This window comes from Bradyrhizobium sp. SZCCHNR1015, assembly GCF_032489875.1.
Classification (GTDB): domain Bacteria; phylum Pseudomonadota; class Alphaproteobacteria; order Rhizobiales; family Xanthobacteraceae; genus Bradyrhizobium.
Window position 1 is genome coordinate 91,048 of record NZ_JAUEYW010000006.1, and the last position, 14,416, is coordinate 105,463.

General features: G+C 66.5%; 11 protein-coding genes. 4 read left to right on the forward strand and 7 right to left on the reverse strand.

All coding sequences use genetic code 11. The features are described 5' to 3' along the window. Window positions 1-247 precede the first annotated feature (247 nt). Genes QX128_RS12095 through QX128_RS12115 form a run of 5 tightly spaced genes read right to left on the reverse strand, consistent with a single transcriptional unit; the run spans window position 248 to window position 5,651 of the window. Complete coding sequence (locus QX128_RS12095) at window positions 248-1,735, reverse strand: ABC transporter substrate-binding protein (protein WP_316237546.1); 1,488 nt, start codon at window positions 1,733-1,735, stop codon at window positions 248-250. A gap of 34 nt (window positions 1,736-1,769) precedes the next feature. Further along, a complete protein-coding gene (locus QX128_RS12100; RefSeq protein WP_315803501.1) occupies window positions 1,770-2,804 on the reverse strand; it encodes an oligopeptide/dipeptide ABC transporter ATP-binding protein in 1,035 nt (344 codons plus the stop codon). A gap of 14 nt (window positions 2,805-2,818) precedes the next feature. Beyond that, window positions 2,819-3,829 (reverse strand): ABC transporter ATP-binding protein, encoded by a 1,011-nt coding sequence (locus QX128_RS12105; protein WP_316237547.1) that lies wholly within the window; start codon window positions 3,827-3,829, stop codon window positions 2,819-2,821. Continuing rightward, window positions 3,826-4,692 (reverse strand): ABC transporter permease, encoded by an 867-nt coding sequence (locus QX128_RS12110; protein ID WP_315803405.1) that lies wholly within the window; start codon window positions 4,690-4,692, stop codon window positions 3,826-3,828. The genes QX128_RS12105 and QX128_RS12110 overlap by 4 nt, the downstream gene beginning before the upstream one ends. A gap of 8 nt (window positions 4,693-4,700) precedes the next feature. Beyond that, a complete protein-coding gene (locus QX128_RS12115; protein ID WP_315803404.1) occupies window positions 4,701-5,651 on the reverse strand; it encodes an ABC transporter permease in 951 nt (316 codons plus the stop codon). Window positions 5,652-5,863: 212 nt separating this feature from the next. On the opposite strand from QX128_RS12115, the gene QX128_RS12120 reads away from it, so the two are divergent. Genes QX128_RS12120 through QX128_RS12130 form a run of 3 tightly spaced genes read left to right on the forward strand, consistent with a single transcriptional unit; the run spans window position 5,864 to window position 9,144 of the window. Next, window positions 5,864-7,216: a GH1 family beta-glucosidase gene (locus QX128_RS12120; RefSeq protein ID WP_315803500.1), complete on the forward strand. Its 1,353-nt coding sequence runs from the start codon at window positions 5,864-5,866 to the stop codon at window positions 7,214-7,216. A 2-nt stretch (window positions 7,217-7,218) separates the two neighbouring features. After that, window positions 7,219-8,199 carry a glucokinase gene (glk, locus tag QX128_RS12125; protein ID WP_316217435.1) on the forward strand — a complete coding sequence of 327 codons (981 nt, stop codon included), beginning with the start codon at window positions 7,219-7,221 and terminating at the stop codon, window positions 8,197-8,199. 6 nt (window positions 8,200-8,205) lie between these two features. Continuing rightward, complete coding sequence (locus tag QX128_RS12130; RefSeq protein WP_315803402.1) at window positions 8,206-9,144, forward strand: 1-phosphofructokinase family hexose kinase; 939 nt, start codon at window positions 8,206-8,208, stop codon at window positions 9,142-9,144. Here QX128_RS12130 and QX128_RS12135 read toward each other — a convergent pair. Next, window positions 9,104-10,231, reverse strand: a complete 1,128-nt coding sequence (locus QX128_RS12135; protein ID WP_315803401.1) for an SbmA/BacA-like family transporter — start codon at window positions 10,229-10,231, stop codon at window positions 9,104-9,106. The two genes, QX128_RS12130 and QX128_RS12135, sit on opposite strands and share 41 nt — an antisense overlap. 174 nt (window positions 10,232-10,405) lie before the next feature. On the opposite strand from QX128_RS12135, the gene ppsA reads away from it, so the two are divergent. After that, window positions 10,406-12,859, forward strand: a complete 2,454-nt coding sequence (gene ppsA / locus QX128_RS12140; protein ID WP_316237548.1) for a phosphoenolpyruvate synthase — start codon at window positions 10,406-10,408, stop codon at window positions 12,857-12,859. Window positions 12,860-12,872: 13 nt separating this feature from the next. Here ppsA and QX128_RS12145 read toward each other — a convergent pair whose 3' ends face one another. Beyond that, window positions 12,873-14,300, reverse strand: coding sequence for a lysophospholipase (locus tag QX128_RS12145; RefSeq protein WP_316237549.1), 1,428 nt, complete (start codon window positions 14,298-14,300; stop codon window positions 12,873-12,875). Between the last annotated feature and the right edge of the window lie 116 nt (window positions 14,301-14,416).

Here is a 14,416-nt window from a genome sequence, read left to right on the forward strand (position 1 = left end):
TCATTTGCGAAAGCACGGCGGCTGCTTATACGCCCTCTCCCCTTGTGGGAGAGACAAGTAGGACAGAGCGGCAAACGCGGTTGGGTGAGGGGTCTCCCGCCGCGAGAGCCGTATTCGCAGCAATACCGCTAGCAATACCCCTCACCCTACCGCGCACGCGGATAGGCCGGCGATGCCCTCTCCCACAAGGGGAGAGGGCGCTGTATCGTGCAGCTTCACTGCGGTGTTATACGAAGAGCGGCGACAATCATTCCCACGACCAGCTCGAGAAATCATTCTCGAACTGCGGCACGTCCTTCCAGACGCCCTTGAGCTTCTTGTTGATGATCGTGATCCACTGCGGCTGGAACAGGAAGCCCGCAGCGGCATCGGTCGCCAGCATGCGCTGGGCGTCGCCGAGCAGCTTGGCACGCCCGGTCTCATCAGGCGTATCGACGATCTTCTGATAGAGCTTGTCGAAGGCCTCGGACTGATAGCCGAAATAGTAGTTCTTCTCGGTGAACTTCACGAGATCGAACGGCTCGACATGCGAGACGATCGTCAGGTCGAAATCATGCGGCCCGTTGAACACCTGTGACAGCCACGCCGCCCATTCGAGGTTCTCGATCTTGGCGACGATGCCGACCTTGGCCAACTGAGCCGCAAGCACCTCGCCGCCCTGCCGCGCATAGGCCGGCGGCGGCAGCCGCAACGACAGTTGCAGCGGCGTGGTCACGCCGGCTTCGGCGAGCAGCTTCTTCGCCTTCTCCGGGTCGTAGGGATTGATGTCGGTGGTGTCGACATAGCCGAGCGAGCCCGGCACGTAGAAGCTGCCGATCGGCGTCCCCAAGCCGTCGACCGCGCCTTCGATCATCGCCTTGCGATCGATCGCGGCGAGGATCGCGCGGCGGACGCGAACGTCGTCGAGCGGCTTCTTCTTGTTGTTGATGGTGACGATGGTCTTCGCCTTGGAGCCTCCGATCAGCACGGTGAAGCGCGGGTCGGACTTGAACTGGGGCAAGGTGCGCGCCGTTGTGCCGCGCGGGAAGGCGTCCACGTCGCCGGACAGCAGCGCCGCGACCTGCGCCGCCGGATCGGAGATGAAGCGTATCGTCACCTTGGACAGCTTCACGGCAGCGGCGTTGCGATACTCGGGCCATTTGTTCAAGGTCAGCGATGAGCCCTTGGCCCAGGCGCCCAGCGTGTAAGGCCCGGTGCCGACCGGCTGCGTCGCGTTGGTCGGTGCGCTCTTCGGCTCGACGATCGATGCGGTGGCCTGTCCGAGCAGGAACGGCAGGTTGGGCTCAGAATATTTCAGCTTGACGACGATGGTCTCGGCGTCGGGAGCCGTCACGGACTCCATCGCCTGGAACAGCGCCTTGTCCTTGTTGGTGCTGTTGGCGGCGCCGGCGCGCTCGAACGAGAACTTCACCGCGGCGGAGTCGAACGCCTCGCCGTTCTGGAATTTCACACCCTTGGCGAGCTTGAAGGTGTAGCTCTTCAGATCGGACGAGGCCTGCCAGCTCGAGGCCAGCAGCGGCGAAACCGAGCCGTCCTCGTTGATCTTGGTCAGCGTCTCATAGACGTTGTAGAGCGTCACCTCGGCGATGGCCGCCGCGGCCGCGCTGGTCGGATCGAGCCCCGGCGGCTCCAAGGTCATGCCGACGACGACGCTGTCCTTCTTGTTCTGCGCGAGAGCCGGCGCTGCGGCCGCAACGAGCGCGGCCAAGACGATGATCGATAGTCTTTTCAACATTGTTTGTTTCTCCCTGAGGAAACCAAATTACGCGTCAAAGCGGCTTCGAGACAAGTGGCTGCTGTTCCGTTGCGACGAGCGCCGGCAGCGTCATCACGCTTTCCGCTTTATGGCAGGCGGCCGAATGCGCTCCCGTGAGCGTTCGCAATGCGGGGGCCGTCGTGCGGCACTGCGCATCGGCGAGCGGACAGCGCGGCGCATAGGCACACCCGGCGGCTCCCGATGACTGCGAGGCGATCGCAACGTCCGTACGCCGGCGCCTGACAGCGCCAGCCTGCGCGCGAGGCACGGCGTCGAGCAACGCGCGCGTATAAGGATGCGCGCATTGGCCGAACAGGTCCTCCGGCCGCCCGCGCTCGACGATGCGGCCGAGATACATCACCGCGACCTCGTCGCAGAGATAGTCGACGACCGCGAGGTCATGGCTGATCAGCACGTAGCTGAGGCCGTACTGCTCCTGCAGGTCCTGCATCAGGTTGAGCACCTGCGCCTGCACCGACACGTCCAGCGCGCTGACTGGCTCGTCGGCGACGATCAGCCTGGGCTGGGTGATCAACGCCCGCGCGATCGCGATGCGCTGGCGCTGGCCGCCGGAAAACTCGTGCGGATATTTGTCCATGTCGGCATCGCGCAATCCGACCTGCCGCAGCACCGTGGCCACGCGCGTGCGCAGGACTTCGCGATCAGGAGACTCCAGAGCGGTCAGCGGCTCGGCGACGATGCGCGCAATGGTCTGGCGCGGATCGAGCGATCCGTACGGGTCTTGGAACACCATCTGGAATTCGCGGCGGGCGCGCCGCAACTCATCCGCCGAAAGGCGGTGGAGGTCGCGTCCGGCCATCAGCACCGATCCCGATGACGGCTTCTCCAGCGCCATGATCAGCCGCGCCAAGGTCGATTTGCCGGAGCCGGACTCACCGACGATGCCGAGACTCCTGCCCGCCATCAAAGACAGCGACACGCCGTTCAACGCGAGCACCTCGCCGGGCGGCCGCAGCAGACTCTCGCGCGGCAGCGCATAGCGCTGCACGAGATCCGTGACCTCGAGCAGCGGCGTCTCGGCCGACATCTGCGCGGCGGTGCTCAAGCGACCACTCCCACCGGGTCACGCGCGAGCGCGGCATCGGCGCGGATGCAGCGGACGCCGTGCCCGGCGCCGATCTCGCCCAGAGACGGCAGCGCGGTGCGGCAGGCGTCGATCACCAGCCCACAGCGATCTGCGAACGGACAACCGGCCGGCAGATCGGCCAGCTCCGGCACCGTGCCGGCAATGGTCGAGAGGCGCGTGCCCTTGCGGGCCCCGAGCCGCGGCCGCGCCCTGAACAGGCCCTGCGTGTAGGGATGACCCATGCGCGAGAACACCGCGTCCGTGGTGCCGCTCTCGACCACCGTGCCGCCATACATCACGATCATGCGCTGCACGTTCTCGGCGATCACGCCGAGATCATGCGAGATCAGGATCATTGCCATGCCGCGCTCGGCGACCAGATCGGCGATGAGATCGAGGATCTGGCGCTGGATGGTGACGTCGAGCGCGGTGGTCGGCTCGTCGGCAATCAGCACGTCGGGCTTGCAGGCAAGCGCCATCGCGATCGTGATGCGCTGGCGCTGGCCGCCGGAGAACTGGTGCGGATAGGCGTCGTAGCGTCGGGCGGGGTCCGGCAGACCGACGCGGTCGAGCAGCGCGATCGCCTGGCGCTTCGCCTCGGTCGTCGTGCAGCCGGTATGCCGCAGCAGCGGCTCGGCCACCTGATGGCCGATCGTGTGCATCGGGTTGAGCGCGGTCATCGGCTCCTGAAAGATCATGCTGATGCGGTTGCCGCGCAGCGTGCAATAATCGGCATCACCGAGACCGACCAGCTCTCGGCCATCAAGCTTGATGCTGCCGCTAACGACGGCGCTGTCGGGCAGAAGCCCAAGCAGAGCGAGCGCGGTGATCGACTTGCCGCAGCCGGACTCGCCGACGATGCCGAGCGTCTCGCCGCGCCGGAGCGCGAAGGAGACCTCGCGCACAGCTTGCGCCGAGCCGCGGCTGGTATTGAGCCGAATGCCGAGACCCGACACATCGAGCAGAGGCTGATCGCTCGCCATCATCGCTGCCTCGCCAGCCGTGGGTCGAGCAGATCGCGCAAGCCGTCGCCGAGCAGGTTGAGGCCGAGCACCGCGAGCGCGATGGCGGCGCCCGGATACACGGCGAGGCTCGGCGACTGGAACAGCAATGTCTGCGCATCGTTCAGCATCCGTCCCCAGGACGGCTGCGGCGGCTGGGTGCCCAAGCCGAGATAGGAGAGCGCCGCCTCAGCCAGGATCGCCAGGGCGAACTGGATCGTCGCCTGCACGATCAGGATCGACAGGATGTTCGGCAGCACGTGCTCGATGGTGATGCGGAAGCGGCCCTTGCCGGCGGCGCGCGCCGCCAGGATGAACTCGCGCGCCCAGATCGCGCCGGCCTGGCCGCGGGTGACGCGCACGAACACCGGGATCTGGAAGATGCCGATCGCGGCGATCGACGTCGCCATGCCCGGCCCGATCACCGCCGCCAGCATGATCGCCGACAGCACCGCGGGAAAGGCGAAGGTGAAGTCGCTGAAGCGCATGATCAACTCCTCGGTCCAGCCGCGCCGGGCGGCCGCGATCAGGCCAAGGCAGACGCCGCAGGTGAGACCGATGCCGACGGCGATGATGCCGACCAGAATGGTCGCCCGCGCACCCACCAGCAACAACGAGACGATGTCGCGGCCGAGCACGTCGGTGCCCAGCCAATGCGCTGCTGATGGCGGCCGCAATTTGGATGCGACGTCGATCTCATAGGCCGACCATGGCGTCCATACCAGCGACAGCAGTGCGGCGCCAAGCACCAGCAGACAGAGCAGCGCGCCGACCGTGAAGCTGCGATGGCGCAGCGCGCGGCGCCAGAACGCATTGGACGCAGGCGCAGCGCCCGTTTGAACGACCACGGCAGAACTCACAACTCGTGCACCTTGATGCGCGGATCGATCACCGCATACAGCACATCGACCACGAAGTTGACGATGATGACCATCGCCGCCAGCAGCATCACGCAGTTGCGCACGACGATCAGGTCGCGGTTGGCGATCGACTGGAAGATGAGGCGCCCCAGGCCGGGCAGATAGAACACGTTCTCGATCACGATGGTGCCGGCGAGCAGATTGGCGAATTGCAGCCCCATCACGGTGAGCACCGGGATCATCGCGTTGCGCAGCACGTGCTGCCACAGCACCTCGCGCTTGGTCAGGCCCTTGGCGCGCGCGGTGCGCACGAAATCCTCGCGCAGCACGTCGAGCACGGCCGAGCGCGTCACCCGCGCCAGGATCGCGGCCTGCACCACGGCCAGCGCCACAGCCGGCAACAGCAGCGCGCGCAGGCCCGGCCAGATGCCGTCCTCCCAGCCGGGGAAGCCGCCGGCCGACAGCCATTGCAGCTTCACTGCAAACAACAGGATGAGGAGGATCGCGAACCAGAAGTTCGGCAAGGCGATGCCGATCTGGGTCAGCGACATCACGCCGACGTCGCCGAGGCGGTTGTGATTGGCGGCCGTGTAGATGCCGGCCGCGAGCGCCAGCACGGTCGTGAGTCCCATGGCCAGGATCGCGAGCGGAATGGTCATCGCCAGCCGCTCGCGGATCAGTTCGGCCACCGGCGTTCCATAGGCGTAGCTGTTGCCGAGATCGCCGGTCAGCAGGCCGCCGATCCAGTGCAGGTAGCGCCAGGCCAGCGGCTGATCCAGCCCGAGCTTGACGGTCAGCGCCCTCACCGCATCGGGCGAGGCATCCGCGCCCATCAGCATCTGGGCGGCGTTACCCGGGAGCGCGTCGAGCACCAGGAATATGATCAGCGACGCGCCGACGAGGGTCGCCAGCAGGGTCAGGAAGCGCCGCAGCAGAAAAACGCTCATTCGCGCCGGGACTCCAGTTTTCGGCGGCCGCACGTTCCACAGCTTTCGGCTCCGATGCAAGCCCGTTGCCTGCATGATTGCCATTGCCCGACGCAGGCACCTTCGCACACCGCACCGGCCGGGGTATCGCCCGCTTGATCCCGGTCAACGGCGGAGCGCCGGCGACCGCCATCATGCGGCTGATCGCAACAACGCAAGGGCCCATCTCGATCATGACCATCCGTCCGAGCTTTCTCTGGGGCGCCTCGACCTCGGCCTTCCAGATCGAGGGCGCAGCGCACCTCGACGGCCGCGCCGACAGCATCTGGGATGTCTATCTGCGCGCCCCCGGCCGGGTGAGCCACAACGACACCGCCGAGACCGCCTGCGATCACTATCATCGCTACGCTGCGGACGTAGCGCTGATGCGCGATCTCGGCCTCAATGCCTATCGGTTCTCGGTCGCCTGGCCGCGGCTGCTACCGCAGGGCCGCGGCGCGGCCAACGAAGCCGGTCTCGCCTTCTACGACCGCCTGATCGACGCCCTGCTTGCCGCTGAGATAGAGCCGTGGCTCTGTCTCTACCACTGGGACCTGCCGCAGGCGCTGGAGGCGCTCGGCGGCTGGCAGAACCGCGACATCGCCGGCTGGTTCGCCGACTATGCCGCGCTGGTCGCGCGGCGCTATGGCGACCGGGTCAAGCGCTTCGCGACCTTCAACGAGCCGTGCGTGTTCACCCTGTTCGGCTACGGCCTCGGCTGGCACGCGCCGGGGATCGCCGACGGCGCGGCCCTGCACAAGGCCATTCATCACGTCAATCTCGGCCATGGCCGCGCCGTCGACGTGCTGCGCAGGGACGTGGCCGGCGCCTCGATCGGCGCCATCCACAATCGGCAGCCCTGCTACCCTGCGAGCGACAGTGCGGAGGACGCCGCGGCCGCCTTGCGGCTCGCCGCCTATTGGAACGATGCCTTCCCGTTTCCGCAGGCTTTTGCCTGCTACCCGCCGGAGCTTCAGGAGGCCGTCGCACCCTATATCGCAGCCGGCGACATGGCGCAGATCGCTCGCCCCGTCGACTGGTTCGGCCTCAATCACTATTCGCCGCATTACGTCAAGGCGGGCAGCAACCTGATGGGCGCCAGCTTCGGACCGCCTCCCGCGGAAGTGCCGCGCAGCGCAATCGGCTGGCCTGTCGTGCCCGAGGCGTTCCGCGATACGCTCCTGGACATCCACAGCCGGTTCCGGCTTCCGATCTACGTCCTGGAGAACGGAACGGCGGCCAATGACACCATCGATGCATCCGGCTGCATCCAGGACGACGGCAGGATCGGCTATCTCAAGGCGTATACGACCGCGATGGAACAGGCGATCGCGGCGGGCGCCGACGTGCGCGGCTATTTCGTCTGGTCGCTGCTGGATAATTTTGAATGGGGGGCAGGCTATTCGCAGCGCTTCGGCATTGTCTATGTCGATCGCGCCACCCAGCGCCGCATTCCCAAGGCGTCGGCGCGGTGGTATTCGAACATGATTGCGGCTCACCGGGCATCCGACGATCCCGCCGGGCGGCACAACCGGGCGGAAGAGTGAGGATGAGCGAACGCGTTCTTCTGGGCGACATCGGCGGCACCAATGCGCGCTTCGCGCTGCTTGACGGCGGCACCATCGGCGAGGTTGCTCATCTCAAGGTCGCGGATTTTCCGACCATCGCTGACGCGATCACCGACTTCCTCTCGCGCCAAGCAACCGGCGGAGCGCCCAACGCGGCCGTGCTCGACGTCGCCGGCCCGATCGAACGCAATCGCGGCATGCTGACCAACTCGACCTGGGTGATCGACGGCGCCGAACTGGCGGAGCGGTTCAAGCTGCGCTCGGCCAAGCTCCTGAACGATTTCGAGGCGGTCGGCTGGTCGCTGCCAGCGCTACATCCCGACGACCTGTTTTCGCTTGGCGGAAGCGCCGCGGTCGACGGCGCGCCGATGCTGGTGATCGGCCCGGGCACTGGCTTCGGCGCCGCCTGCTATCTGCCGGGCGACGGCCACCCCATGGTTGCCGTGACCGAGGCCGGTCATGCCACGCTGCCGGCGACGACGGCGCGCGAGGCCACCGTGCTGGCGAAGATGCGCGAGCGCTTCGGCCATGTCTCGATCGAGCGCGCATTGTCCGGCATGGGCCTCGAGAATGTCTATCGAGCCGTCGCGGCGGTGGATGGCGTCGACGTGCCGCCGCGCGATGCCGCAGCGATTACCCACGCCGCGCTCGACGGCAGCTGCGCCACCAGCCGCGCGACGCTCGACATGTTCTGCGCCTGGCTCGGCGCTGTCGCCGGCAACCTCGCACTCACCTTCTGCGCCCGCGGCGGCGTCTACATCGCCGGCGGCATTCCGCCGCGGTTTCCGGACTACTTTGCCAGATCCGATTTCCGCCGGCAGTTCGAGAGCAAGGGGCGCTATGACAGCTATCTGCGTCCGATCCCGGTTCATCTCGTCACCAAGCCCGACATCAGCTTTCTCGGCCTCAAATCGTTCTTCGAGGCCGGCATCACCGCGAGCGGCGGCTCCCCGACGCACTGAGATCGAATGAGCGACATCGTCACGATCACGCCGAACCCGGCCGTCGACGTCTCGACGACCGTCGAGAAAATCGTGCCGGTGGCCAAGCTGCGCGGCACGACGCAACAGCGAGATCCCGGAGGCGGCGGCATCAACGTCGCCCGCGTCATCGCCCGACTCGGCGGCGACGTCACTGCGCTCTATCCGGTCGGCGGCCCGACCGGCCTGCTGCTGAAGCAACTCGTCGAGAAGGAAGGCGTCGCCAGCCACACCTGGGCAACGGCCGAGGACACGCGCGAGGATTTCTTCGTCCAGGAGCGCGTCAGCGGCCAGCCCTATCGCTTCATCCTGCCGGGTCCGACGCTGACCGAGGCCGAGTGGCAGGCCGGCCTTACCCTGCTCGCGGCCCAGGATCCGTTCCCCCGGTTCGTCGTCGGCAGCGGCAGCCTGCCGCGTGGCGTGCCGGCCGACTTCTACGCGCGCGTTGCGACGCTTGCACGATCACACGGCGCGCAATTCGTGCTCGACACCTCGGGACCAGCTTTGGCTGCGGCGGTTGCCGGCGGGGTCGACCTGATCAAGCCGTCGCTGCACGAGATGCAAGAGCTGGTCGGCGGCGCGCTGCCCGATGCAACGGCCTGGGAGAAAGCCGCCCACGCGCTGGTCGCGAGCGGCAAGGCCGGCGCCGTCGCGCTGACCATGGGTCATCTCGGCGCCCTGCTGGTCACCCGCCACCGCGTGCTGCGCGCTCAGCCGCTGACGATGGTGCCGGTCAACGCAGTCGGCGCCGGCGACAGTTTTCTCGGCGCGCTGGTCGCGAAGCTCGCCGCGGGCGAGCTGCTGGACGAAGCGTTTCGCTTTGCAGTCGCCGCAGGTGCGGCGGCGCTGCTGCGCACCGGCACCGCGCTGTCCGATCCCGCCGACGTCAGCCGTCTGCTGGCTGATGTGCGGCTCGAGACGGCGTGACATCGCTCGCCGTATCACCGTTGAGCCGATCCAGCGAGAGCAGCAACCCGCCGACGCGCTCCAGCGACGACATCCACTCGGCGAGGCGGTTGAAATTGTCCACCATCCAATTGAACGACCCCTGCACCAGCGTAAACGCGGCGGCAGCCTGGGTGAGTTCGCCCAGCGTCATCTGATCATCGAGGAACTTCGGCGCACACAGCACGAGACCGATGATCGGCGCGAGCAGCGAATTGAGATGAGACACCAGGGTATTGCGCATCAGCTGCCAGCACAGCCGCTTCCATTGCCGGATCGTGCGGTCGAGCGCCATCCACAGCCCAGCAATGACGCTGCGCTCTTCCTGCTTGGGCGCGATGCCTTCGCCGATGTCGCGCAAGTGATGTGCTGCGGTAATCAGCTCCGATTCGGCCTGGTTCTTGGTCTGGATGACGCGCGTGAGCGGCGAACCGACCCACAGCATCGCCCCGGTCACCAGCCCGGAATAGATGACGACGCTGACCACCAGATAGCCTGGAATCCACAACTGGTGCCCGGCTACGGCAAAACCGATGGATCCGCCAACCTGCCACAGCACCTGGACGAACACGACCGCCGTCAGCAGCGAGGAGATCACACTGACCACGAAGTCGATCGGTGCATCGGTGGCGATGCGGATGTCCTCGGCAATGCGATACTCCGGAATCTTCAGATCGCCCTGCACCGTCGCGAGCCGCGCATAGCGATCGTTCTCGACCCAATAGTTGATCACCTTGGTGCTCAACCATTGCCGCCAGTTGCGCTGCATCACCATGCGGCCCCACACCGAGACGATCGCCAGCACGACGCTCGCCAGGCAGAGCGGAATGAGCAGAGTGGCCTGCTGCCGCAGCCGCGTCGGATCGCGGCCTTCCAATGCGTCGAAGAAATCCCTGTTCCAGTAATTGAACCGAAACTGCACGTAGAGCTGAAGCACCACGAGGACGATCAGGGCGACGCAGAGCAGCCAGACCCGCCATGCCGTCGATCCGAGCCAGAATTGCCGCGCCGTGAGCCAGAACCGCGACCATTCGCGATTGCCGTCCTCGTTCTCGTCGTCGGAGATCATTGGTGATCCGGATGGGTGCGATTGATGCGTCTTACCAAACATCCTTGCCTATGGTGGAACCGTTGTCATCTCGCGATTTAAGGGGCTCGCGGAGCGCCCTGCTTGATCTTGCGCAAGGCAGCCGCCGCCCGTCGCGACAAACTGAAGCTCGCGCTGCGATGCGGGAGATCACCGATGACGGCACCCGGCTACATCCGCTGGTTCAAGGACCTTCGTATCGAGGACGTGCCCGGGGTCGGCGGCAAGACGGCCTCGCTCGGCGAGCTGTATTCGGCGCTGGCGTCGCAGGGCGTGCGCGTACCCAACGGCTTCGCACTGACGGCCGCCGCCTATCGCGATGCCTTGCGCGCGACCGGCGCTGACGACGAGCTGCGCAAGCTGCTCGCAGGCCTCGACAAGCGCCGCATCGCCGATCTCGCCAAACGCGCGGCGAAGGCGCGCGCGATCGTTTTCGCGGCGACCGACCGTGACGACCTGCGCTACGAGGTCGCAGAGGCCTACAAGCAGCTGGAGCAGGAGTATGGCCGCGGCGTCGCGGTTGCCGTGCGCAGCTCGGCCACCGCCGAGGACCTGCCGAATGCGAGCTTCGCAGGCCAGCACGAGAGCTTTCTCAACATTCGCGGCGCCAAGGACCTGTTCGAGGCGTGCCGCCGCTGCTTCGCCTCGCTCTATACGGACCGCGCGATCTCCTACCGCATCGACAACGGTTTCGACCACGACAAGGTCGCGCTTTCGGTGGCGGTGATGAAGATGGTACGCTCGGACCGCGCCGCGAGCGGCGTGATGTTCTCGTTGGACACCGAGAGCGGCTTTCGCGACGTCGCCTTCATCACCGGGGTCTATGGCCTCGGCGAGACCATCGTGCAGGGCACGGTCGATCCGGACGAGTTCTACGTCCACAAGCCGACCTTCGCGGCCGGCTTCCGCAGCGTGCTGTCGCGCCGGCTCGGCGCCAAGGACAAGCGGATGGTCTATGCCAAAGCCGGCGTAAAGGCCGGCGCACGAAGCCGCGGCCCCACGACGCGCACCGAGACGACGCCGCCGGCCGACAGGGCGAAATTCTGCATCAGCGACGCCGACGTGCTGGAGCTGGCGCAGGCCACCATCGTCGTGGAGGCGCACTACTCGCAGAAGGCCGGCAGGCCGACACCTATGGACATCGAATGGGCCAAGGACGGTCGCGACGGTGCGCTCTACATCATCCAGGCGCGGCCGGAGACGGTGGCCTCGCAGCGGCGGCCCGAGGCGATCGAGACCTACGTTCTGAAGAAGACCGGCAGGACGCTGGCAACCGGCCGCGCCGTGGGCGAAAAGATCGCCACCGGCAAGATCCGCTTGATCCGCAATCCCAAGGATCTGAACGCGTTCCGCCCCGGCGAGGTGCTGGTCGCCGCGTCGACCAGTCCGGACTGGGAGCCGGTGATGAAGACCGCGGCGGCGATCGTCACGGATCATGGCGGCCGCACCTGCCATGCCGCGATCGTCGCTCGGGAGCTCGGCGTGCCGGCCGTGGTCGGCACGGAGGATTTCAGCAAGCGCGCGAAGACCGGAACGACGGTCACCGTCTGCTGCGCGGAGGGCGATGCCGGCCATGTCTACGACGGCGCACTGCCGTTCGATGTCGAGCGCCTGGCGATCGACAGACTGGAGAAGCCGCGCACCGGGATCATGGTCAATCTCGGCAACCCCGAACTGGCCTTCAAGACCGCGCTGCTGCCGAACGATGGCGTGGGCCTTGCGCGTATGGAGTTCATCATCAACCAGGCGATCGGCATCCACCCGATGGCGCTGGCGACGCCCGCAAAGGTAACCACGGCAAAAGATCGCGCGACGATCAAGCGCCTGACCGCGCGCTACAAGAAGCCCGCCGACTTCTTCGTCGAGCGGCTGTCGGAAGGCGTCGGCACCATCGCCGCGGCATTCTACCCGCGGCCGGTGATCGTGCGCCTCTCGGACTTCAAGACCAACGAATATGCCAGCCTGATCGGCGGCTCCGATTTCGAGCCGAAGGAAGAGAACCCGATGCTCGGCTTCCGCGGCGCCTCGCGCTATGCGCATCCCGCCTACGCCGCCGGTTTCGCGCTGGAATGCGCGGCGTTGCAGCGCGTGCGCGACACGATGGGGCTCTCCAATCTGAAGATCATGATCCCGTTCTGCCGCCGCGTGGAGGAGGCACGCAGGGTGATTGCGGCGATGGCCGGGCATGGCCTCGTGAGAGGCGAAAACGGGCTCGAGATCTACATGATGTGCGAGATCCCGAACAACGTCATCCTGATCGACGAGTTCGCCAAACATTTCGACGGCTTCTCGATCGGCTCCAACGATCTCACCCAGCTCACGCTCGGCGTCGACCGCGACTCCGACATCGTCGCCTTCGATTTCGACGAGCGTGATCCCGGCCTGCTGGCGATGCTGCGGATGGCGGTCGAGGGCGCGCACCGCAACCATCGCCATGTCGGCATCTGCGGCGAGGCGCCGGCCAACTATCCGGAAGTCGCGCGCTATCTGGCCGAACTCGGCATCGATTCGATCAGCGTCAATCCGGCGAGCGTCGTGCGCACCATGGAGATCGTCCGCACCGCCGAGCGGGAGCTCGCGACCCACAGGCCGCAGGCGCTGGCAAGCTGATCATCGCCGAAATTCAGGAACTGGTCTTGAAGAAGTCCAGCACGGTCGAAGCGCCGCCGATGACGTCGCCGCCGCCATAGAGGCTTGCCAGGAACGTGCCGCGATGGCTGGCGCCGGCGACCGCGATGCCTTGCGCAAAGCGCCCGTCGGCCGCCAGCGGCATCTTGACGAGGCTCGGCGGCAGCGCCTCGTCGAGAAGGCCGTAGTAGAACCGCATCGGGGCGTCATAGTCCCAATAGGTCGAGCTGTTGCCGGCCAGGCGGCGGAGGAAGCGGCTGTTGGTCTCGTGGGTGAAGCGCTCGAAGAAGCCGTCGACCAGCAGATCCGAGGGCTGCGGCACCGACTTGCCGAACGTCTCGTCCATGCTATAGCCGGCCCAGTATTTCTCGGCCAGCGCGACGTGCTGCGGCTTGATCGCAGTCTTGAACAGGTCGCCGAGCCGGTAATACTGGCGATAGCTGCCCAGGAGGACGATGACGCACGGCGTGATCCAGATCGGCTGCTTCGGATAGGTGCTGTCGGTCGACGCGCTGCCCGGTTGGGCGGACACCCAATAGCGCATCGAATCCGCAAGATTGTTGAACGGACTTTGCGTGGCGCTCGCCGCCACCGCGACGCGCCGCCGCTGCAGCTCCTGGCGCAGCCATTGCGTGTTCAAGGCACCCTGCGACCAGCCGTTCAGGAACAGCCCGGTCTTTCGCAGGCCGAGGTGATCGAGCGCGAGCAGACCCGCGTTCAACACGTCCAGGCAGCACTGCACGGTCGCGTCCTTCACCGCATAGGCCTCGCCGCGCCCCTGGCGATACGGTCCCTTGCCGAGATAGTCGGCCGCGATCAACGCAAAGCCGTTGCCGACCAGGCGCTGGACGTTGAACAGCGTCTCGATCGAATCGACATTGTCGCGCGGCTCGTAGTTCGGATCGGCCAGCTTGACGAGATTGGACGGGACCTGGTCGAACGACAGGATGGTGCCGTGCTGCCACGACACGACCGGCAGTGCGCCCTTGTGATCGGCGGGAAGCGCGAGCAGGCCGCTGACCTTGACGCGCTCACCGGTGCCGGGGATGCGCGTGTAGGTCGTCAGCCGGCGCAGTTCGACGTCGACCCGCGCCCCGTGCTTGTCGGCCGAGAATGGCGGCAAGATATTCTGCTCATTGAAGACGGCGTGAAGCTTCGCTGCGAGCGCATCGAGCCGATCCTTGCTGACGCGCACCGGCCGGCCGAGGCTTGCGCCGTCACGTGGCTGCGCGAAAGACGGGCCGGAGGAAAAAGAAAATGCCGCAGCGCCGAGGCCGGCTGAGGCCAGCAGCCTTCGGCGGGATGGCCGGCCGGCCGAGGCTGCGGAGCTGAGCTCCGACGGGGTCAGCTTGGCCGTCGGCTGGGCCAATGCCTCTTCGGGTCCCCCGACCAGGGTATCCAGGCCGATCATTCGCCGCTTCATCACGTCCCTCCGAGCCGACTACAGCCGAGGGTAGTTCGCAAAGCCTAGCACTTGCTAAATGGTGCAGCAATTGGAGCCGGATGTTTCGCCAGTCACCTGCTCTGTCGAGCCTCGCG

What these genes read in the sequence shown, in the direction of transcription:
- QX128_RS12095 (WP_316237546.1), bottom strand. Translation starts at nt 1,735, where the DNA reads ATGTTGAAAAGACTATCGATCATCGTCTTGGCCGCGCTCGTTGCGGCC.
- QX128_RS12100 (WP_315803501.1), bottom strand. Translation starts at nt 2,804, where the DNA reads ATGTCGGCCGAGACGCCGCTGCTCGAGGTCACGGATCTCGTGCAGCGC.
- QX128_RS12105 (WP_316237547.1), bottom strand. Translation starts at nt 3,829, where the DNA reads ATGATGGCGAGCGATCAGCCTCTGCTCGATGTGTCGGGTCTCGGCATT.
- QX128_RS12115 (WP_315803404.1), bottom strand. Translation starts at nt 5,651, where the DNA reads ATGAGCGTTTTTCTGCTGCGGCGCTTCCTGACCCTGCTGGCGACCCTC.
- QX128_RS12120 (WP_315803500.1), top strand. Translation starts at nt 5,864, where the DNA reads ATGACCATCCGTCCGAGCTTTCTCTGGGGCGCCTCGACCTCGGCCTTC.
- glk (WP_316217435.1), top strand. Translation starts at nt 7,219, where the DNA reads ATGAGCGAACGCGTTCTTCTGGGCGACATCGGCGGCACCAATGCGCGC.
- QX128_RS12130 (WP_315803402.1), top strand. Translation starts at nt 8,206, where the DNA reads ATGAGCGACATCGTCACGATCACGCCGAACCCGGCCGTCGACGTCTCG.
- QX128_RS12135 (WP_315803401.1), bottom strand. Translation starts at nt 10,231, where the DNA reads ATGATCTCCGACGACGAGAACGAGGACGGCAATCGCGAATGGTCGCGG.
- ppsA (WP_316237548.1), top strand. Translation starts at nt 10,406, where the DNA reads ATGACGGCACCCGGCTACATCCGCTGGTTCAAGGACCTTCGTATCGAG.
- QX128_RS12145 (WP_316237549.1), bottom strand. Translation starts at nt 14,300, where the DNA reads ATGAAGCGGCGAATGATCGGCCTGGATACCCTGGTCGGGGGACCCGAA.